Origin of the sequence: Pantoea sp. 9140, from assembly GCF_000745295.1 — a bacterium.
Lineage (GTDB): Bacteria > Pseudomonadota > Gammaproteobacteria > Enterobacterales > Enterobacteriaceae > Pantoea > Pantoea vagans.
Genome location: NZ_JQNO01000001.1, coordinates 2,606,640 through 2,627,895 on the forward strand (window position 1 = coordinate 2,606,640; position 21,256 = coordinate 2,627,895).

Annotated in this window: 17 protein-coding genes; 4 read left to right on the plus strand and 13 right to left on the minus strand. The window is 55.7% G+C overall.

Features of this window, described 5'->3' with window-relative positions; genetic code table 11:
- Positions 1-364: 364 nt before the first annotated feature.
- The 3 genes from nrdA to yfaE all read left to right on the plus strand — a co-directional run bounded on the left by nrdA (position 365) and on the right by yfaE (position 4,116).
- The gene (nrdA, locus tag FA92_RS12065; protein ID WP_013358562.1) at positions 365-2,650 is read left to right on the plus strand and encodes a class 1a ribonucleoside-diphosphate reductase subunit alpha; all 2,286 of its coding nucleotides are present in this window, start codon (positions 365-367) and stop codon (positions 2,648-2,650) included.
- 72 nt (positions 2,651-2,722) lie between these two features.
- Positions 2,723-3,853, plus strand: a complete 1,131-nt coding sequence (gene nrdB, locus FA92_RS12070; protein WP_013358563.1) for a class Ia ribonucleoside-diphosphate reductase subunit beta — start codon at positions 2,723-2,725, stop codon at positions 3,851-3,853.
- A gap of 2 nt (positions 3,854-3,855) precedes the next feature.
- Complete coding sequence (gene yfaE / locus FA92_RS12075) at positions 3,856-4,116, plus strand: class I ribonucleotide reductase maintenance protein YfaE (RefSeq protein WP_013358564.1); 261 nt, start codon at positions 3,856-3,858, stop codon at positions 4,114-4,116.
- A 270-nt stretch (positions 4,117-4,386) separates the two neighbouring features.
- Here yfaE and FA92_RS12080 read toward each other — a convergent pair whose 3' ends face one another.
- Positions 4,387-5,583: a nicotinamide mononucleotide deamidase-related protein YfaY gene (locus FA92_RS12080; RefSeq protein ID WP_033783722.1), complete on the minus strand. Its 1,197-nt coding sequence runs from the start codon at positions 5,581-5,583 to the stop codon at positions 4,387-4,389.
- A 245-nt stretch (positions 5,584-5,828) separates the two neighbouring features.
- The gene (gene elaB, locus FA92_RS12085) at positions 5,829-6,140 is read right to left on the minus strand and encodes a stress response protein ElaB (RefSeq protein WP_013358566.1); all 312 of its coding nucleotides are present in this window, start codon (positions 6,138-6,140) and stop codon (positions 5,829-5,831) included.
- A gap of 335 nt (positions 6,141-6,475) precedes the next feature.
- Here elaB and FA92_RS12090 point away from each other — a divergent pair, with 335 nt between their 5' ends.
- Positions 6,476-8,134 carry a glucan biosynthesis protein gene (locus FA92_RS12090; protein ID WP_013358567.1) on the plus strand — a complete coding sequence of 553 codons (1,659 nt, stop codon included), beginning with the start codon at positions 6,476-6,478 and terminating at the stop codon, positions 8,132-8,134.
- 423 nt (positions 8,135-8,557) lie between these two features.
- On the opposite strand, the gene FA92_RS12100 is transcribed toward FA92_RS12090, so the two are convergent.
- The 11 genes from FA92_RS12100 to nuoE form a co-directional block, all read right to left on the minus strand.
- Positions 8,558-9,016, minus strand: coding sequence for a GNAT family N-acetyltransferase (locus FA92_RS12100; protein ID WP_033783725.1), 459 nt, complete (start codon positions 9,014-9,016; stop codon positions 8,558-8,560).
- Positions 9,017-9,145: 129 nt separating this feature from the next.
- Positions 9,146-10,603: an NADH-quinone oxidoreductase subunit NuoN gene (gene nuoN / locus FA92_RS12105; RefSeq protein WP_013358569.1), complete on the minus strand. Its 1,458-nt coding sequence runs from the start codon at positions 10,601-10,603 to the stop codon at positions 9,146-9,148.
- 6 nt (positions 10,604-10,609) lie between these two features.
- Entirely contained in the window at positions 10,610-12,130 is a 1,521-nt protein-coding gene (gene nuoM, locus FA92_RS12110; protein ID WP_033783726.1) for an NADH-quinone oxidoreductase subunit M, read from the minus strand.
- Between the two features lie 210 nt (positions 12,131-12,340).
- Positions 12,341-14,176 carry an NADH-quinone oxidoreductase subunit L gene (nuoL, locus tag FA92_RS12115; RefSeq protein ID WP_033783727.1) on the minus strand — a complete coding sequence of 612 codons (1,836 nt, stop codon included), beginning with the start codon at positions 14,174-14,176 and terminating at the stop codon, positions 12,341-12,343.
- Positions 14,173-14,475, minus strand: coding sequence for an NADH-quinone oxidoreductase subunit NuoK (gene nuoK, locus FA92_RS12120; RefSeq protein WP_003854236.1), 303 nt, complete (start codon positions 14,473-14,475; stop codon positions 14,173-14,175). The genes nuoL and nuoK overlap by 4 nt, the downstream gene beginning before the upstream one ends.
- Entirely contained in the window at positions 14,472-15,023 is a 552-nt protein-coding gene (gene nuoJ, locus FA92_RS12125) for an NADH-quinone oxidoreductase subunit J (protein WP_003854237.1), read from the minus strand. The genes nuoK and nuoJ overlap by 4 nt, the downstream gene beginning before the upstream one ends.
- Before the next feature lie 10 nt (positions 15,024-15,033).
- Positions 15,034-15,576, minus strand: a complete 543-nt coding sequence (nuoI, locus tag FA92_RS12130; RefSeq protein ID WP_003854239.1) for an NADH-quinone oxidoreductase subunit NuoI — start codon at positions 15,574-15,576, stop codon at positions 15,034-15,036.
- An 11-nt stretch (positions 15,577-15,587) separates the two neighbouring features.
- Entirely contained in the window at positions 15,588-16,565 is a 978-nt protein-coding gene (nuoH, locus tag FA92_RS12135; RefSeq protein WP_003854240.1) for an NADH-quinone oxidoreductase subunit NuoH, read from the minus strand.
- Complete coding sequence (gene nuoG, locus FA92_RS12140) at positions 16,562-19,285, minus strand: NADH-quinone oxidoreductase subunit NuoG (protein WP_033783729.1); 2,724 nt, start codon at positions 19,283-19,285, stop codon at positions 16,562-16,564. Before nuoG ends, nuoH begins: the two co-directional genes overlap by 4 nt.
- A gap of 112 nt (positions 19,286-19,397) precedes the next feature.
- A complete protein-coding gene (gene nuoF, locus FA92_RS12145) occupies positions 19,398-20,738 on the minus strand; it encodes an NADH-quinone oxidoreductase subunit NuoF (protein ID WP_175501446.1) in 1,341 nt (446 codons plus the stop codon).
- A 2-nt stretch (positions 20,739-20,740) separates the two neighbouring features.
- Positions 20,741-21,256, minus strand: a complete 516-nt coding sequence (gene nuoE / locus FA92_RS12150) for an NADH-quinone oxidoreductase subunit NuoE (RefSeq protein ID WP_033783731.1) — start codon at positions 21,254-21,256, stop codon at positions 20,741-20,743.

Genomic DNA, 21,256 nt, shown 5'->3' on the forward strand with positions numbered 1-21,256 from the left:
GCTTCACATCCCGCTAGCGGCTTTTTCCCATTTTTCATCCCTTTTTCTGCTGAATCCTGAGGATTGAATAAGAAATACGCGTCCGATCAAATTTAGAAAAAAAAGTGTGATCTGGTTGACATGTTGCCAGGCCTTACAAGGCATGGCCTAAGAATTTTCGCCAAAAATACAACCCCTCTATCCATCATTTTTTACTCTTGTTAAGCGGCCGTAAAATACTAAAATAAGCCCCCATGTAGTTATGGTACTTCCCATCACCCCCAAGATGTAGTGTTTATCCACACATTATTCACAATGAATATGCTGTGCATAAGCCGGGATTTCTTTTAATTTTTGGATACTCACGCAAAGGTAAAAACGCGACATGAACCAGAGTCTGCTCGTTACTAAACGCGATGGCCGCCAGGAGCGCATTGATCTCGACAAAATTCACCGTGTGCTGGACTGGGCAGCTGAAGGGCTGAACAACGTCTCAGTTTCACAGGTCGAACTGCGCTCTCACATTCAGTTCTATGATGGCATCAGAACCTCTGACATTCATGAGACCATCATCAAGGCCGCAGCAGACCTCATCTCTCGCGATGCCCCTGACTATCAGTACCTGGCTGCCCGCCTGGCGATCTTCCACCTGCGCAAAAAAGCGTATGGTCAGTTTGAGCCGCCGAAGCTTTATGACCAGGTCGTTAAGATGGTCGACATGGGCAAATACGATCGCCACCTGCTGGAAGATTACAGCCAGGAAGAGTTCGCACAGATGGACGAGTTCCTCGACCACTGGCGTGACATGAACTTCTCCTACGCCGCGGTGAAGCAGCTGGAAGGCAAATATCTGGTCCAGAACCGCGTCTCGGGTGAAATCTACGAGAGCGCGCAGTTCCTCTACATTCTGGTTGCTGCCTGCCTGTTCTCTGGCTACCCGCGCGACACGCGTATGGATTACATCAAGCGTTTCTATGATGCGATCTCCACGTTTAAAATCTCGCTGCCTACGCCAATCATGTCGGGCGTGCGTACCCCGACACGTCAGTTCAGCTCCTGTGTGCTGATCGAGTGCGGCGATAGCCTGGACTCCATCAACGCCACCTCCAGTGCGATTGTGAAATATGTCTCTCAGCGTGCCGGTATCGGCATCAACGCCGGTCGTATCCGTGCGCTGGGCAGCCCGATTCGCGGTGGTGAAGCGTTCCACACCGGCTGTATCCCGTTCTATAAGCATTTCCAGACCGCAGTGAAGTCCTGTTCTCAGGGCGGCGTACGTGGCGGCGCAGCGACACTGTTCTACCCGATGTGGCATCTGGAAATCGAAAGCCTGCTGGTGCTGAAAAACAACCGTGGCGTTGAAGGCAACCGCGTGCGTCACATGGACTACGGCGTTCAGCTTAACAAGCTGATGTATCAGCGCCTGCTGAAAGGCGAAGACATTACTCTGTTCAGTCCGTCTGACGTGCCTGGCCTCTATGATGCGTTCTTCGCCGATCAGGATGAGTTTGAGCGTCTCTACACCAAATATGAACAGGATAAGAGCATCCGCCAGCAGCGTGTTAAAGCGGTCGATCTCTTCTCGCTGATGATGCAGGAACGTGCTTCAACTGGCCGTATCTACATTCAGAACGTCGATCACTGCAACACCCACAGCCCGTTTGATCCGCGCATCGCGCCGGTTCGCCAGTCTAACCTCTGCCTGGAAATCGCCCTGCCGACCAAACCGCTGGAAGATGTTAACGACGAAAACGGTGAGATCGCGCTTTGTACGCTTTCTGCGTTTAACCTCGGTGCCATCGAAAGCCTGGACGATCTGGAAGAGCTGGCTACCCTGGCGGTGCGTGCACTGGATGCCCTGCTCGACTATCAGGATTACCCGATTCCGGCTGCCCAGCGTGGTGCCATGGGTCGTCGTACCCTGGGTATCGGCGTCATCAACTACGCCTACTATCTGGCGAAGCACGGTGTGCGCTACTCCGATGGCAGTGCTAATGGCCTGACCCACAAAACCTTTGAAGCGATTCAGTACTACCTGTTGAAAGCGTCAAACGAGCTGGCAAAAGAGCAAGGTGCCTGCCCGTGGTTCAATGAAACCACCTATGCGCAGGGCATTCTGCCAATCGACACCTACAAGAAAGACCTGGACGCGATCAGCAACGAACCGCTGCATCTCGACTGGGAGAGTCTGCGTGAAGAGATTAAAACGCACGGCCTGCGCAACTCGACCCTGTCTGCGCTGATGCCGTCTGAGACCTCGTCGCAGATCTCCAATGCCACTAATGGCATTGAGCCGCCACGTGGCCACATCAGCATCAAAGCATCGAAAGATGGCATCCTGCGTCAGGTAGTGCCGGAGTATGAGCGTCTGAAAGATCAGTACGAGCTGCTGTGGGAAATGCCGAACAACGACGGCTACCTGCAACTGGTGGGTCTGATGCAGAAATTCATCGACCAGGCGATTTCGTCCAACACCAACTACGATCCGTCACGCTTTGCCAACGGCAAAGTGCCGATGAAACAGCTGCTGAAAGATCTGCTGACGGCGTACAAGTTCGGCGTGAAAACGCTCTACTATCAGAACACCCGTGACGGTGCGGAAGATGCGCAGGATGACCTGGCACCTTCTATCCAGGATGATGGCTGCGAAAGCGGCGCCTGTAAGATCTAATGGTCAGGCGGGAGATTCTCCCGCCTCATTCATTTCACGAGGCCTGGCTTCGTCTACTTTTGGACAACTTTTATGGCTTACTCCACTTTCTCACAGAACAAAAATGATCAGCTGAAAGAGCCGATGTTTTTCGGTCAGTCAGTCAACGTGGCGCGCTTTGACCAGCAGAAATATGACATCTTTGAAAAGCTGATCGAAAAGCAGCTCTCCTTCTTCTGGCGTCCGGAAGAGGTGGATGTCTCGCGCGACCGTATCGACTACCAGGCGCTGCCGGACCACGAAAAGCATATCTTTATCAGTAACCTGAAGTATCAGACGCTGCTGGATTCGATTCAGGGTCGCAGCCCGAACGTTGCCCTGCTGCCGCTGATCTCGATTCCTGAACTGGAAACCTGGATTGAAACCTGGGCATTCTCTGAGACGATTCACTCCCGGTCTTACACCCATATCATCCGTAACATCGTGAACGATCCCGCGGTGGTGTTTGACGATATCGTCACCAATGAGCAGATTCTGGCGCGTGCTCAGGATATCTCACGCTATTACGACGATCTGATTGAGATGACCAACTACTGGCATCAGCTGGGCGAAGGCACCCATCAGGTCAACGATAAGCAGGTTGTGGTCAGCCTGCGTGCGCTGAAGAAGCAGCTTTATATCTGTCTGATGAGCGTCAACGCGCTGGAAGCGATCCGTTTCTATGTCAGCTTCGCCTGTTCCTTCGCTTTCGCTGAGCGCGAGCTGATGGAAGGCAACGCCAAAATCATCAAGCTGATCGCCCGCGATGAAGCGCTGCACCTGACCGGCACCCAGCACATGCTGAACCTGCTGCGCAGCGGTGAAGACGATCCGGAAATGAAAGAGATTGCGGCAGAGTGCCGTGAAGAGTGCTTTGAGCTATTTAAGAAGGCGGCGCTGCAGGAGAAAGAGTGGGCAGAATATCTGTTCAGCGGCGGCTCGATGATCGGCCTGAACAAAGACATTCTCTGCCAGTACATTGAGTACATCACCAATATCCGTATGCAGGCGGTGGGTCTTGATCTGCCCTTCCAGACGCGCTCTAACCCGATTCCATGGATCAACTCATGGCTGGTGTCTGACAACGTTCAGGTCGCGCCGCAGGAAGTGGAAGTGAGCTCTTATCTGGTCGGTCAGATCGACTCTGAAGTAGGCGCTAACGACTTCGACGACTTCCAGCTTTAATCATGAGCCGTGACGTTGTTATTCTGCGCACTTCCGGCACCCGGCTGGAATGCACAGACGAGCACACCAACCTGCTGACGCTGCTGGAAGCCAACAATCTCTGCGTGGAGTTTCAGTGCCGCGAAGGTTACTGCGGCTCCTGTAGGATGCGGCTGCTGAAAGGCGAAGTGCATTACCCACAGCGGCCGCTGGCCTTTGTGCAGCAGGATGAGATCCTGCCCTGCTGCTGCAAAGCTAAAGGCGAGATTGAGCTTGAGTTATAACTGCAGCAGGCGTCTTTCATTCTGCTGACAAATTCAAATCCGGATAAATTTAACCGCAATGAATTAGTACGAAGCGCAGGGAATACGGTTAGAGGAGGAAAGCGTCCCACGCCATGGATGGCGTGGGTAGAGCAGGTCAGGGATGACGGGTTTTGCGTCTTTCCGATCTGACCGTGTTCCCTTCGCAGGCTGGGTATTACAGCGAGCTGCGACTACCTTTGTCCACATACAAAACGGGCGCCTCAGGCGCCCGTTTTATTTTCACTGACATTACTGTCTGACAGTTTCAACCACATCAATCCAGCCGTGACCGGTGCTCACTTCACTGCCGTGCAACCAGCGACGCAGCATGTTCATCGCCATCATCGCCACCACCTTCTGCCGCGTTTCAAGGTTATAGCGACCGGTGCTGAACTTCACGCGCTGACCAAAACTGCCCTCTGGCGTATGCAACGCCACCGAAATCTCTTCCTGTTCCAGGCTGCCAACAGAGAGTGCCAGCGCTGCCTGCTGCTGCGCGGCAAGATCGCGGGTGCGGCTCACCTGCTGCTCCAGCGTCTCCTGCCGGGCAGGCAGGATGTCCGCGCCACGCAACGGCACGCTGGCGGCCGCCAGTTGCCAGTAAAGCAGACCGGCGGTGTATTGCTCGCTGACCGCCAGTTGTTCACCGCGCTGCTCCAGCTCGCGGGCCAGCAGTGCCGGCAGACCTTCGGTGCCTTCAAAAATGGTGCACTCCGCCAGAAGCAGACGCACCTGCTGCCACACCTGCTCCATCGCCACCCGCTGGCTGGCCGGGCCGGTAAGCTTGATCTCGATGATTGGCATCGATGAGCGATACCCCATCACCGCCCCTTCCGGCAGGGCGAGTGGCTCCAGTTCGGCGGCAATATCACTTTCACCGCGACCAAAGGTGGTCAGCCGCAGACAAACCGGTGGCTCGGGCGGCGAGAATTTTGTTTTCAGACGCGGAATGATCTGCTGCTCCACCATCACTTTAAATTCAGACGGCACGCCAGGCGTGAAGAACATCCAGCAGCGATTGAGTTGCAGGGCAAAACCACAGGCGGTTCCTACCGGATTATCAATCAGCTCCGCATTGGCCGGGATTTCAGCCTGCTTGCGATTGCTGGCCGCCATTATCCGCCCGCGACTGGCAAACCAGGCTTCCATCTGCTCCAGCCACTCCTGCTGCATCGCCAGTTCAACCCCACAGGCGCGGGCCGCAGCCAGCGCACTCAGATCGTCACTGGTTGGCCCCAGACCGCCATTGACTATCAGCACATCGGCCTCATGACTGCGCGCCTGCAGCGTAGCGATCAGCGACTCGAGTGAATCCCCTACCGTGGTGCGACTGGTCATGGGCAAACCCTGCTGGAACAGCATATCCGCCAGCCAGGCTGCATTGGTGTCGACGATTTGGCCATGCAGCACCTCATCCCCGGTTGACAGCATCTCTACTTTAATCACGTCGGATTCTCCTTTTCACGTTTGCTTCACTGTATGAAGTCCACCCGGGAAACACAATCGGCATGACCAGCGATTGTGATTGTTGCGGCTAAGGCAGCACGTTGCGCTTAAATGTCAGAGGGTTGAGCGGGATTCAGTGGCGCAGATGAGTGAATTCAGGGCAGTAAGAAGTCAACAAAAACGGCGGGATTTCCCCGCCGTTTTTCACTGCAGTTGTCTGCTACATCTGAATGAGCAGGTCGCGATTAGCGACGGGCCAGCAGCAGACCGAGCACCAGACCGGCAGTTGCGCCAATACCGACGCCCTGCCACGGTTTTTCATGCACGTAATCGTCAGCGCGGTAAGCCGCCTGCTTAGCGCGATAGTAATAGCTATCTGACGCCTGGCTGACACGGGATTTCACATCGTTCAGCGCCTGTTCGGCTTTGCTTTTGAGCTCAATGTACTTCTGATCGGCCGGATCGCCTGATGCCTTAAGCACTTCTTCCAGCGTTTCGGTCAGTAACGCAATATCGTCATCGAGGTTCGTTTCGAATTGATTTGTCTGGTTTACCATCGTTTCCTCCGTGTGAATTGCAAAGCAGTTCATTAACTATAGTCATAATCTGGCGCTCTGCTGTTTTCCTGATCCAGGAATCACCTGATTTTTCATCTGCTAAAGTTGCTCAACTCAGGCGGTGCACCGTTTCGCTGCGCAAAGAAGTGTAAGACGCCACGGCAACCGCCGAATTTCGCTTCGCTTCTTTGATTAATCTGATAAATTTTGTCGGGACTGAATTTTCCAGTAACCCTACTGTCGTACCCCTCTGTTGCCTGTGATTATCGGGCCATAAAAGTGCATTTGGCACAACAGTCACGACACCCTCGAACAGCTAAGGAATGATCTCTGGCATGAATCGAAGAATGTTTATGAAAGCGTCAATGGCCTTCTCCGCCGTCAGCGGCATGACCGGCCTGTCAACGCTGTTTGCGCAATCCGCATGGGCAGAAGATGGCATTGCTGACGGAACCGCCGTACGCTTCGATTTTGACGTACTGAAGAAAAACGCGGCCGCGCTGGCGAAAAAACCCTGGGGCGGTGCACCAGGCGCGCTGCCGGAGACGCTGGCTACACTGACCCCGCAGGCGTACAACGAAATTCAGTATGACGCTAACCACTCGCTGTGGAATAACCTGCCTGACCGTCAACTGGATGTGCAGTTCTTCCATGTTGGTATGGGCTTTAAGCGTCGCATCCGTATGTTCTCTGTTGACGGCGCAAGCCGCGAGGCGCGCGAAATTCATTTCCGCCCCGAGCTGTTCAACTACAACAACGCCCACGTGGATACAAAGCAGCTGGAGGGCAAAACTGACCTCGGCTTCGCCGGTTTCCGCGCCTTTAAAAAGCCGGAGCTGGCCCGTCGCGACATCGTCTCTTTCCTCGGCGCAAGCTACTTCCGTGCCGTTGACGATACCTTCCAGTACGGTCTCTCGGCGCGTGGCGTGGCGATTAACACTTTCAGCAACGGTCAGGAAGAGTTCCCGGACTTCACCGCCTTCTGGTTTGAAACGCCAAAAGCGGAAGATACCACTTTCACCTGTTACGCCCTGCTGGATGGTGCCAGCCTTACCGGTGCTTATAAGTTCATCATTCATTGCGAAGAGAAACGCGTGGTGATGGAAGTAGAAAACCACCTGTTTGCCCGTAAAGAGATCCGTCAGATCGGCATCTCGCCAATGACCAGCATGTTTAGCTGTGGCACCAACGAACGTCGCATGTGCAACACTTACCATCCACAGATCCACGACTCCGATCGTCTGGCAATGTGGACCGGTAAAGGCGAATGGATTGCGCGTCCGCTGAATAATCCGCAGCGTCTGCAGTTCAACGCCTATGAAGATGAGAATCCGCGTGGCTTTGGCCTGCTGCAGCTGAATCACGACTTCAAAGATTACCAGGATGTGATTGGCTGGTATGACAAACGTCCGAGCCTGTGGGTTGAGCCGGTCGGCAAGTGGGGCAAAGGCGCGATCAACCTGATGGAGATCCCAACCACGGGTGAAACGCTGGATAACATCGTCTGCTTCTGGCAACCGGCGGAACCGGTCAAAGCGGGTAGTGAGCTGAACTTCTCCTACAAACTCTACTGGAGTGGTCTGCCGCCGGTGCGAAGCGGTCTGGCGCGTGTGGATGCCACCCGTACCGGTATCGGTGGCTTCCCGGAAGGCTGGGCGCCTGGCGAGCACTTCCCTGAAACCTGGTGCCGTCGCTTCGCCATCGATTTTATTGGTGGTGATCTGCAGGCTGCCGCGCCGAAAGGCATTGAGCCGGTGATTACTGTCTCATCCGGCAGCGTGAAGCAGGTTGAAATTCTGTATGTCGATCCGTTGAAGGGATACCGCATTTTGTTTGACTGGTATCCGAACAGTGATTCCACCCAGCCGGTGGAGATGCGTCTGTTCCTGCGTAGCAAGGATGAAACGCTGAGCGAAACATGGCTTTATCAGTATTTCCCGCCTGCGCCGGATCAGCGCAAATATGTCGATGACCGTCAGATGACGGTGGGTTGATGGAAAAAGGCGAGGCTCAGGCCTCGCCTTTTTTCTGACAAAGTCTGCACCGATTTGCGATGAGAGCGAGCCTGCTCAGGGAACACGATCAGATCGGAAAGTCGCAAAAGCCGTCATCCATGACATGCCCGGCCCGCGCGATTACGCACCTCATCCCTGAGGTGCGCCCATAAATGGGCCAACGCGTTGCGTTGTTCAAAAACGCTCCCTGCGTTTTTAGTACGCACCTCATCCCTGAGGTGCGCCCATAAACGGGCCAACGCGTTGCGTTGTTCAAAAACGCTCCTGGCGTTTTTGTCCATGGCGCGGGACGCTTTCCTCCTCTGACCGTGTTTCCTTCGCGTTGAGTTGAGAGGTTGCTGTCAGTTTCACTCTGACCTGGGTTTGTCTGCAGTATGAGGCGAGGCTCAGGCCTCGCCTTTTTTATAGCGCAGTTTTCACCATATCAATATGCGGAATGCCATCTTCCAGGTAGCTCTCCCCTGCCGCCACAAAGCCATACTGCCCGTAAAAATTTTCCAGATGTGCCTGAGCGGAGAGAAACAGATCGTGACCCGGCCAGTGCAGCTGACAACGGCTGATCGCCTTCTCCATCAGACGGCTGCCCAGCCGCGCACCACGCACCCGATCGGACACAATCACCCGCCCGATTTTTGCCGGGCTGCTCTTATCTTCCGGTGAGAGAAGTCGCGCATAGGCCACCAGCTGACCATCCGTTATCCCCAGCAGATGCCGGTTTTCCGCCTGCAAGTCTTTACCATCCACATCCTGATACGCGCACTGCTGTTCCACGACGAACACGGCACTGCGCAATGCCAGTAAGTCGTAAAGTTCCCGGGCGGTGAGTTCGCTATGGTGTTTATCCTGCCAGTCAATGTTCATGGTCTCTCCTTGCTAATCACAACACGCTACATCAGAACGGTGTCGCCATCCAGCATCGGCGGGTCACCTCATCTCTAAGGCAAAAAAAATCAGGCCCGGAGGCCTGATTCATCAGTTGCAGATACCTGTTTACATCAGCGGCTGAGCCATCTGCACCAGTCTGATCAGCGGCTGTGGGTAAACCCCTAACAGCAGCACCAGAATGGCGGAGATCAGCACGACCACACCACCGGCGGTAAACGCCCAGTTAGCCGGAGTGTCACGGGTGTGCAGTTCCGGCGGGCTGAGGTAAAGACTGACCGTCACGCGCAGATAGTAGTAGAGGCCAATCGCGCTGCCCGCGACCACGGCACCGGTCAGCCACCACAGGTGAGCACTGACACCTGACGCGATAACGTAGAATTTACCGATAAAGCCCAACGTCATCGGGATACCCGCCAGCGACAGCATCATCACTGTCATCACCGCTGAAAGGACAGGACGATGCCAGAACAGGCCACGATAAGAGTAGAGTGAGTCGGCATCCGGGCCACGATACGGGCTGGACATCAGGCTCACCACACCAAAGGCACCCAGGCTGCTGAACAGATAACCGGCCAGATAAACACCTGAGGTTTCCAGCGACAGCTGATGATCTTTCACCGCAATCAGCGCCACCAGCAGATAACCAAGGTGGGCGATAGAGGAGTAACCCAGCAGACGCTTGATGTTGCTCTGCGAAATCGCCATCAGGTTACCGAACAGAATCGACACGAAGGCGATCATGGCCAGCACTGTACGTACCGCTTCGCTGTCGGTCACTGGTGCGTACATAAACAGACGCATGATGACACCAAAGATCGCAATCTTGCTGGCAGTTGCCAGGAAGGTTGAAACCGGCGCAGGCGCACCCTGATAAACATCGGGCGTCCAGAGGTGGAACGGAACCAGTGAGAGCTTGAAGCCAAGGCCGATGATCATCATGCCCAGACCCACCAGCAACAGCGGCTCGTGAATCATGCTGTCCGTCAGGCTCTGACCCAGCGCCACGAAGCTCAGATTACCTGAGTCGGCGTAGATCAGCGCAATACCAAACAGCAGGAATGAGGAGGCTGCCGCTGAGAGGATGGTGTATTTCAGCGCCGCTTCCAGCGAGCGTTTCTGGCGGAAAGCGTAACCAATCAGACCAAACAGAGGCAGCGACAACAGCTCAATGCCGATGAACAGCGAAGCCAGATGGTTAGCACTGGCCAGCACGATGCCACCCAGCGCCGCAATCAGCACCAGCAGGTAGAACTCATCTTTGTTGTCCGGGTAACCCGCCAGCCATGGATAGGCAAAGGTACAGGTCGCCAGGCTCGCCAGCATCACCAGCGCGGTATAAAACATCGAATAGCCATCGACGCGCAGCAGCGGCGTGACATCCATTGCCCCGACCTGACCGACAAAGTAGAGCGAGAGCAGCGCCAGGTTCAGGCCAACTACCGTTAGCGTGGCGTTAACGAAGTGGTTGCGTCGCCAGGCAATGGACAGCATCACAACCACCACCGTCAATCCGACGATTAACAGCGGTAGCAACGCAATCAATTGGTGAGGAGTTATTGTCATGGCGAATTACGGCCTTGTAGTTGAAATTGAAGCGGTAAACCACTGCTGAATATTGCTCATGGCAGCGTGCGAAGTATCCAGAATCGGCTGTGGATAGACGCCCAGCAGCACCAGCAGCACCACCAGAACACCGATAGTCATAAACTCACGCGGTGACATGCCTGGCAGCGGATCTTTCGATTTCGCTTCGCCGTAGTAAGCGCGCTGCATCATCACCAGCGAGTAGACAGAGGCGAACACCAGACCAAAGGTTGCGATGACAATAATCATCGGCACCACCTGGAAGCTGCCGGTCAGAATCATAAATTCACCGACGAAGTTACCGGTGCCCGGCATACCGAGGTTGGCAACAGCAAAGAACAGCGACAGGCCCGGAATCCATTTGATGCGCGACCACAGGCCACCCATCTGGCGCATATCACGGGTATGCAGACGCTCATACAGCTGACCACACAGAATGAAGAGTGCCGCAGCGGACAGACCGTGTGCAATCATCTGGATCACTGCACCCTGCAGCGCCAGCTGGCTGCCGGTGTAGATGGCAATCAGCACAAAGCCCATGTGCGAAATCGAGGTATAGGCAATCAGACGTTTGATGTCGGTCTGCGAGAAGGCCATCCAGGCACCGTAGAAGATACCGATGATGCCCAGCCACATGGCGATCGGCGCAAACTCGGCTGACGCGTTCGGGAACAGCGGCAGGCTGAAACGGAGTAAGCCGTAAGCCGCGGTTTTCAGCAGGATACCCGCCAGGTCAACAGAACCGGCCGTTGGAGCCTGACTGTGCGCATCCGGCAGCCAGCCGTGCAACGGTACTACCGGCATCTTGACCGCAAAGGCGATAAAGAAGCCCAGCATCAGAAGATATTCAACCCCGCTCGACATTGGCGTCTGCAGCAGCTGTTCGTAGCTGAATGTCCAGACGCCGGTCGCGTTGTAGTGGACAAACACCAGGCCCAGAATCGCAATCAGCATCACCAGACCCGAAGCCTGGGTATAGATGAAGAATTTGGTCGCGGCGGAGATACGGGTTTTACCGTCCGATGCTTTATGACCCCAGAGCGCGATGAGGAAGTACATCGGCACCAGCATCATTTCCCAGAAGAAGAAGAACAGGAACAGGTCGATGGAGAGGAACACACCGATTACGCCGCCCAGGATCCACATCAGATTCAGATGGAAGAAGCCCTGATACTTTGAAATCTCATTCCAGGAACAGAGCACCGCCATCAGACCGAGCAGACCGGTCAGCACCACCATCAGCAGCGACAGGCCATCAATGGCTAAATGGAAGCTGATGCCGAAGCGTGGGATCCACGGAACGGAGAAACTTGACTGCCACTGCGGAATGCCCGCTGCCTGCGTCAGTGAATAGCCTCCCTGCAACCAGAGTTGCAGTGAAAGCGCCAACGTCAGCCCCATGGTGATCAGCGCGATCCAGCGTGGCACCTTCGCGCCAAGGCGCTCAGTGAGCCAGCAGATCAGACCGCCGACGAAGGGTATGATAATTAGCCAAGGTAATAACACGGCACACTTCCCTTTTCTTTGTCTTAGTTCGGGCTATCTTACTTGCCATTTTGATTCCCGGCAGTGCTCGCAATCCTCACATACCTCGGTATGCTCCGGTTGCTGTGCGCTGGCGGTAACCAAACTGGCTGCGACGATAACGCCCTTGCTCAGGACAATTTTTGACATTCTCAATGGGCAGATTAACTAACCTGCCCCGCTCATCAATCTTTAAATCACCAGCAGCAGAGCCAGCACCAGCACGGCACCCACGCTCATTGACGCCACGTACCAGCGCAGGTAGCCATTTTCACTGACCACCAGACCTTTGTTGGCAATGCGTGACAGCAGCGCAGGCAGGTTCATCAGACCATTCAGTGGGTCGCGCTTCAGCAGCCACGCAATACCCAGATAAGGTTTGACGAACACTTTATCGTAGAGCCAGTCGAAGCCCCAGGCCGCAAACCACCAGGTGCCGAAGAAGCGGCCCGGTGCACTGTTTGCGATACGGGTCACCAGCTCACGTTTGCCCAGCCACAGTGCGGCTGCGATCAGAATGCCAACGATCGCGACCACACCCGAGGTGATTTCCAGTCCCACTTTGCCCGATTCACCGAACTCATTGGCTGGCAGTACACCCGCCAGCGGTGGCGTAATCAGCGCACCAATAAAGGTGGAGAGCAGCAGCAGCACAATCAGCGGCAGATGATGGGTAATGCCTTTACCGGCGTGTGCATGAATTTTCTCTTCGCCGTGGAACACGATGAAGATCATGCGGAAGGTATAGATAGAGGTCAGGAACGCCCCGACCAGACCCGCTACCATCAGATTGATGTGACCGTTAGCCAGCGCACCAAACAGAATTTCATCTTTACTGTAGAAGCCCGCCGTAATCAGCGGCAGTGCCGCCAGCGCCGCGCCACCGACCAGGAAGCAGGTATAGACCAGCGGAATGCTCTTACGCAGGCCACCCATTTTGAAGATGTTCTGTTCGTGATGGCAGGCCAGAATCACTGAACCCGAGGAGAGGAACAGTAATGCTTTAAAGAAGGCGTGCGTCATCAGATGGAAAATCGCCGCATCCCACGCCTGAACGCCCAGCGCCAGGAACATATAGCCAATCTGGCTCATGGTGGAGTATGCGAGAACACGTTTGATGTCGGTCTGCACCAGCGCAGCAAAGCCTGCCAGCACCAGGGTAATTGCCCCAATGATGCCGACCAGATGCAGCACTTCTGGCGTCAGCAGGAAGAGACCGTGGCTGCGGGCAATCAGGTAAACACCCGCCGTCACCATGGTCGCGGCGTGGATCAGCGCCGAAACCGGTGTCGGACCGGCCATCGCATCGGCCAGCCAGGTCTGTAACGGCAGCTGTGCCGATTTACCGACCGCGCCACCCAGCAGCATCAGCGTTGCCCACTGCAGCATATGGTTGTCTGCGGCAAAGTGCGCCGGAGCCAGTTCCATCATCTCGCGGAAATTCAGCGTGCCCAGCTCGTTGTAGAGAATGAACAGACCGAATGCCAGGAAGACGTCGCCGACACGGGTGATGATGAAGGCTTTCATCGCCGCTTTGCCGTTTTCCGGATTGCTGTAGTAGAAACCGATCAGCAGATAAGAACACAGCCCTACCCCTTCCCAGCCCAGATACATCAGCATCAGGTTATCGGCCAGCACCAGAACCACCATGCTGGCAATAAACAGGTTGGTGTAGGCGAAGAAGCGGGAGTAGCCCTCCTCTCCACGCATGTACCAGGAGGCGAACATATGAATGAAGAAGCCGACACCGGTTACGACCGACAGCATGGTCAGCGACAGGCCGTCCAGCGTCAGATTCACCTTCATGTCGAAATTGCCCACATGCATCCACGTCCAGAGTGCCTGGGTGTAGGCTTGCTGGCCACTGGCGAAGAACTCGAAACCGATCAACGCCGTCGTCAGTGCTGCCAGACCCACCGATCCCATACCCACCGTGGCCGACAGGTTCTCTGACCAGCGACCGCGGGAAAACGCTAACAGCAGAAAGCCGATCAGCGGAAACAAGACAGTTAAATAGAGAAGATTCATCCGCGCATCTCGCTCACAGTATCAATGTTCAGCGTCTGACGACGACGATAGAGCTGAAGCAGCAGTGCCAGACCAATACTGGCTTCCGCTGCCGCCAGGCTGATAGCCAGGATATACATCACCTGTCCATCGGCCTGACCCCAGTAGCTCCCGGCAACCACCAGAGCTAAAGCGGCGGCGTTGATCATGATTTCAAGGCCGATCAGCATAAACAGCAGATTGCGGCGTATCACCAGCGACGTCAGTCCAAGGACAAACAGCACGGCAGCAAGAATCAATCCATGTTGTAACGGGATCATGCGTTCTCCTTTTTCACCTGAGCGGCGTCAGCATTACGGTTACTCAGGACTTCGCCCTGACGCTCTTCACGACCGATATGGAACGCCACGACCAGACCCGCCAGCAGCAGCATCGAAGCCAGTTCAACCGCCAGCACGTAAGGACCAAACAGGCTGATGCCCACCGCTTTGGCGTCGATGATGGTGCCATCAATGCCCTGGTCATTGGCTGTCAGGATGGCGTAGATCATCACCACCAGCAGCAGTAATGAAACGATGCCCGGGCCAATCCACAATGACGGGCTGAGCCACTCACGCTCCTGCTTCTCGGTCTGTTTGCCCAGGTTCAGCATCATGACCACGAAGACGAACAGCACCATGATGGCCCCGGCGTAGACGATGATCTCCAGGGCACCGGCAAAATAGGCCCCCATCGAGAAGAAGACGCCCGCAATCGACAACAGCGAAACGATCAGGTACAGCAACGCATGTACCGGATTAGTGTGGGTAATGACGCGCAACGTCGTCAGCACCGCCACCAGTCCGCAAAGATAAAACGCAAATTCCATGCCTTGCTCCTTAAGGTAATAAGCCTTTGACGTCGATAGGCTTGGCTTCGTTTTCCGCTTCGCCCTTATCTTTACCGTCAATCGCCATACCTGCCATGCGGTAGAAGTTGTACTCCGGATATTTACCCGGCCCCGAAATCAGCAGATCGTCCTTCTCATACACCAAATCCTGACGCTTAAACTCACCCAGTTCGAAATCCGGGGTCAGCTGAATCGCCGTGGTCGGACAGGCTTCCTCACACATGCCACAGAAGATGCAGCGTGAGAAGTTGATGCGGAAGAACTCCGGGTACCAGCGGCCATCTTTGGTTTCAGCTTTCTGCAGTGAAATACAGCCAACCGGACAGGCAACCGCACACAGGTTACAGGCAACGCAACGCTCCTGGCCGTCCGGATCGCGGGTTAACACGATACGGCCACGATAGCGCGGTGGCAGATAAACCGGCTCTTCCGGGTACATCTGCGTTTCACGTTTGGCGAAGGCGTGCAGCCCGATCAGCCAGATACTGCGAACTGTCGTGCCGAAACCTACGACAATATCTTTCAAAGTCATTTGTTAACCCCTTACGGCGCTGTGTAGAGAATCACTGCGGCAGTCGCCAGCAGGTTCAACAGCGTCAACGGCAGACACACTTTCCAGCCGAATGACAGCACCTGGTCGTAGCGTGGACGCGGAAGCGCAGCACGGATCAGGATGAACATCATCATAAAGAACGCCGTTTTCAGGGCGAACCAGATGAACGGCGGCAGGAAAGGTCCGTGCCAGCCACCAAAGAACAGCGTTACGATCAGCGCTGAAACGGTGGTAATCGCCACATATTCGCCGACAAAGAACAGGCCGAACTTCATACCGGCATATTCAATGTGGTAGCCGTCCGCCAGTTCCTGCTCCGCTTCTGGCTGGTCAAACGGATGACGGTGACACACCGCCACGCCCGCAATACAGAAGGTCACGAAACCGAAGAACTGCGGAATGATGTTCCACAGATGCGTCTGGCTGTTGACGATATCGTTCATATTGAACGAGCCCGCCTGTGCTACCACACCCATCAGCGACAGACCCAGGAACACTTCGTAGCTCAGGGTCTGCGCCGAGGCGCGCATCGCACCCAGCAGCGAGTATTTGTTGTTACTCGACCAGCCAGCAAACAGCACCGCGTAGACCGCAAGGCCCGCCATCATCAGGAAGAACAGCAGACCGATATTCAGGTCTGTTACCATCCAGGTGGGCGAAACCGGCACGATAGCAAAAGCCAGCAGCAGTGAAACAAAGGCGATAACCGGTGCAAGGGTAAAGATAAAGCGGTCGGTAAACGGCGGGACCCAGTCCTCTTTGAAGAACATTTTGATCATGTCCGCCACCAGCTGCAGCGAGCCGCCCCAGCCTACGCGGTTTGGCCCATAACGGTTCTGGAACAGGCCGAGCAGACGACGCTCGGCGAAGCTCATGAACGCGCCGCAGGCCACCACCACCAGCAGAATCACGATGGCTTTAACAATGGCCAGCAGAATGTCGATAACGTCCGGTGTTAACCAGCTCATTGCGCCGCCTCCTGCAGAGTGTCGATTTTACCGTTCGCCAGGAATGGTGGAACGCCCGGCATACCCAGCGGCAGACCAATCTGTCCCGCCTGCAGTGACGCCGAGAAACGGACCGGCAGACGCACTGTCTCACCGGCACAGCTGAACTCCACCGCCGCGCCATTGTTGACGCCCAGTTTTGCCGCATCCTCCGGGTTAATCACCAGCGCAGGCTCAGCCATGCGCTGCTGGAAGACCGGTGAACGCTGTGACATCTCTTCGCTGCCGAACAGCCGATATAAAGGTGCCACGCGCCACTGCGCATCACTGACAAAGGCTTTTGGTACAGTAGTGAACCACGGTAACTCACCTGCGCTGGCTTCAAACAGGCGCACGCCCGGATCGCCATGACGCAATTTGCCGCCCACTTCCGCCTGGAACTTGTTCCACGCCTGCGGTGAGTTCCAGCCTGGTGCCCAGGCAAACGGAATCTGTGAGCGCGGTGCAGAGGGCTGGTTGTTACCTTCCATTGAGAAGGCGAACATCGTGTCCTGGTCCTGCGGCTGACGCGGTTCGTGCACGCTGATATTGGCGCGCGCCGCGGTACGGCCACTGGCACGGTGCGGTGAACGCGACAGTTTCTGTCCGCGAATACGGAAGCTGGCATCCGGTGCCGCATCCTTGATTCCGGCCAGCTGTGGCAGATGACTCACCACCGCATCGATGACGTGGTCCAGCTGCGTCCAGTCGACGTGACGGCTTTCCAGCGTGCTGTGCAGCGAATGCAGCCAGCGCCAGCTCTCCAGCATCACTACGTTGTTGTCGTAGTAAGAAGGATCGTAAACCTGGAAGAAACGCTGTGCGCGGCCTTCATGGTTGATCGAGGTGCCATCGCTTTCGGCGAAGCTGGCGGTTGATAACACCAGACCCGCTTTCTCCAGCGTCTCGGTGCGCTGATGATCAACCACAATCACGTTAGTAGTCTGGGCCAGCGCCGCATCAACCAGCGTTTTCGGTGCATGGCGATAGAGGTCATTTTCCAGTACCACCAGCGCATCGGCTTCACCGTTTCTCAGTTGCTCCAGCGCGCTCTCCAGAGGATTGCCGCCCATCAGGCCAAGACCCACGCTGTTGGCGTGTCCCGCCAGCAGCGTAATCCCGACGTCGGCACCGCGCGCTTTCAGCGCTTTCGCCACGTTGGCAGCCGCTTCGATCATCGCGCTGCTGCCGGAATGGGTCCCGGAAATAATTAACGGTTTTTTCGCGCCGGCCAGCGCCTGCACGATGACATCCATCTTGCCGTTCAGTTTGCTGTCGAAATCGGTCACCGCCGGGGCGGTTTCATCCAGCGCACTGGCGATAGCGAAACCGAGGCGCGCCTGATCTTCAACCGGCGCACGATAGCTCCATGCCGCGATATCATCCAGACGGGTTTCATCAACGTGGGTAACAAACAGCGGATGTTTGGCGTTCTGACCGATGTTCATGATGGCGGCGATCTGCCAGTCTGCGACTTTCTGCGCAGCGGCCATATCACGCGCTTTGCCTTTCACTGCCTGACGCACCGAGAGCGCCACGCGAGCGCCCACCTGTGTCAGGTCTTCACCCAGCACCAGCACCGCGTCGTAGCTTTCAATTTCACGCAGCGATGGCGTATAGATACCGCCCTCGCGCAGGACTTTCAGCATCAGTTCAAGACGGGCCTGTTCGCCCGCTGGCATGCCGGTTGAGAAGTTCTCTGCACCCACCAGTTCACGCAGGGCGAAGTTACTTTCAATGCTGGCGCGCGGCGAGCCGATACCGATCACTTTCTTCGCCTGACGCAGCAAATCTGCACCAGCGTTAACCGCCTGCTCTGCGTTCAGTGTGACCCAGTCGTTGCCGCGCAGCAGCATCGGCTGACGTGGGCGATCTTTACGGTTCACGTAGCCATAGCCAAAGCGGCCACGGTCACACAGGAAATAGTGATTTACAGTGCCGTTATAACGGTTTTCGATACGGCGTAACTCACCATAACGTTCACCCGGGCTGGTGTTACAGCCAACGCTGCACTGCTGGCAGATGCTCGGCGCAAACTGCATATCCCATTTACGGTTATAGCGTTCGGAGTGGGTTTTGTCGGTGAAGACGCCGGTCGGGCAGATTTCAACCAGGTTGCCGGAGAATTCGCTCTCCAGCGTGCCATCTTCCGGGCGACCAAAGTAGACGTTGTCGTGCGCGCCGTAGACACCCAGATCTTTGCCATCGGCATAATCTTTGTAGTAACGCACGCAGCGGTAACAGGCGATACAGCGGTTCATCTCATGGGAGATGAACGGGCCGAGATCCTGATTACGGTGGGTACGCTTAGTGAAGCGATAGCGGCGGAAGCTATGGCCGGTCATGACTGTCATATCCTGCAGGTGACAGTTACCGCCCTCTTCACACACCGGGCAGTCGTGCGGGTGGTTGGTCATCAGCCACTCCACCACGCTTTCGCGGAACTCTTTCGCTTCGCCATCATCGATGGAGATGAATGTGCCGTCAGAGGCCGGCGTCATGCAGGACATGACAAGACGGCCGCGGGTATCTTCGGCATTCTGGAATTGCTTTACCGCACACTGGCGGCAGGCCCCAACGCTTCCCAGCGCCGGATGCCAGCAAAAGTAAGGAATATCAAGGCCCAGAGAGAGACATGCCTGTAGCAGGTTGTCCGCTCCGTTCACATCATACTCTTTACCGTCTACATGAATTGTAGCCATAGTGACATGCTTCCGTAAGGCTCGTCAGAGACGAGCGTTAATCATATTCTTGCCCCGACGCACGACATTGTCCGGGCGGCGGCACCAGGCCTGTTCCGTGTGCTACGGCGAATTACCAGCGCGCTTTCAGCAGGTTTGGCTGGATCCCGCCAATGGCGCGGGTATTGCCAAACACCTGCGGAGCCATGCCAGCTTCAAACTCTTCACGGAAATATTTAATCGCACTCTGCAACGGCTCAACCGCACCCGGCGCATGCGCACAGAAGGTTTTACCCGGGCCAAGCTGACGGCAAAGTTGCAGTAAGGTTTCGATGTCCCCTGGCTGACCCTGCTTCTGCTCCAGCGCACGCAGAATTTTCACGCTCCACGGCAGGCCATCGCGACACGGTGTACACCAGCCGCACGACTCTCGGGCAAAGAATTCTTCCAGGTTGCGCACCAGCGAGACCATATTGATTTCGTGATCGACCGCCATCGCCAGCGCGGTGCCGAGACGGCTGCCTGCTTTGCCGATGCTGGCAAACTCCATCGGCAGATCCAGATGCTGGTCGGTGAGGAAATCGGTGCCTGCGCCGCCCGGCTGCCAGGCTTTAAACTTCAGCCCATCACGCATGCCGCCCGCATAATCTTCCAGGATTTCACGCGCGGTGATACCGAATGGCAGCTCCCAGACGCCAGGATTTTTCACCCGTCCTGAGAAGCCCATCATTTTGGTACCGGCATCTTCGCTTTTAGAGATGTTTTTGTACCACTCCACGCCATTGGCCAGAATCGCCGGGACGTTGGAGAGGGTTTCCACGTTGTTCACGCAGGTCGGTTTGCCCCACGCGCCCGCACTTGCCGGGAATGGTGGCTTGGAACGCGGGTTAGCACGACGGCCTTCCAGTGAGTTAATCAGCGCCGTCTCTTCGCCGCAGATATAACGCCCTGCGCCGGTGTGGACGATCAGCTCAAAGTCGAAACCGGTGCCAAGAATATTTTTACCGAGATAACCCGCTTCCGTCGCTTCAGCAATCGCACGGCGCAGATGCACCGCGGCTTCAATGTATTCGCCACGTAAGAAGATATAGCCACGGTAAGCCTTCAGTGCAAAGGCACTGATCAGCATCCCTTCCACCAGCTGATGAGGCATCTGCTCCATCAGCAGGCGGTCTTTATAGGTGCCGGGTTCCATCTCATCGGCGTTACACAGCAGGTAACGGATGTTCATCGACTCATCTTTCGGCATCAGGCTCCACTTCAGACCGGTAGAGAAGCCAGCACCGCCACGCCCTTTCAGGCCGGAATCTTTCACTGCTGCGACGATTTCATCCTGTGACATGCTTTTCAGCGCTTTTTCCGCACCGGCATAGCCGTTTTTGCTGCGGTATTCATCAAGCCAGACAGGTTGCTTGTCGTCACGCATCCGCCAGGTCAGCGGATGGGTTTCAGCAGTACGAATGATCTGTTTAATTGTCATTGATACTGCTCCAGCAAAGAAGGAATGCCTTCCGGCGTCAGATGCACATGCGTATCTTCATCCACCATCATCGTTGGGCCCTTGTCGCAGTTGCCCAGACAGCAGGTTGGCAGCAGCGTAAAGCGGCCATCAGCCGTGGTCTGACCCGGTTTGATATTGAGCTGCTGTTCCAGTGCGGACTGGATGCCCTGATAACCGGTGATGTGACAGACCACACTGTCACAGTAACGGATCACATGACGACCCACCGGCTGACGGAAGATCTGGCTGTAAAACGTCGCCACACCTTCAACATCACTTGCCGGGATACCCAGGACTTCGGCAATCGCGTTGATCGCGCCGTCTGGCACCCAGCCGCGCTGTTTCTGCACGATCTTCAGCGCTTCAATCGAGGCTGCACGCGCATCTTCGTAGTGGTGTTTTTCGTGCTCAATAGCGTGATGCTCTTCCGCGCTCAGCACGAAGACCTCGTTAGGGTCGATCGTTTTAATGGCAATGTGTTGATCGTGCAT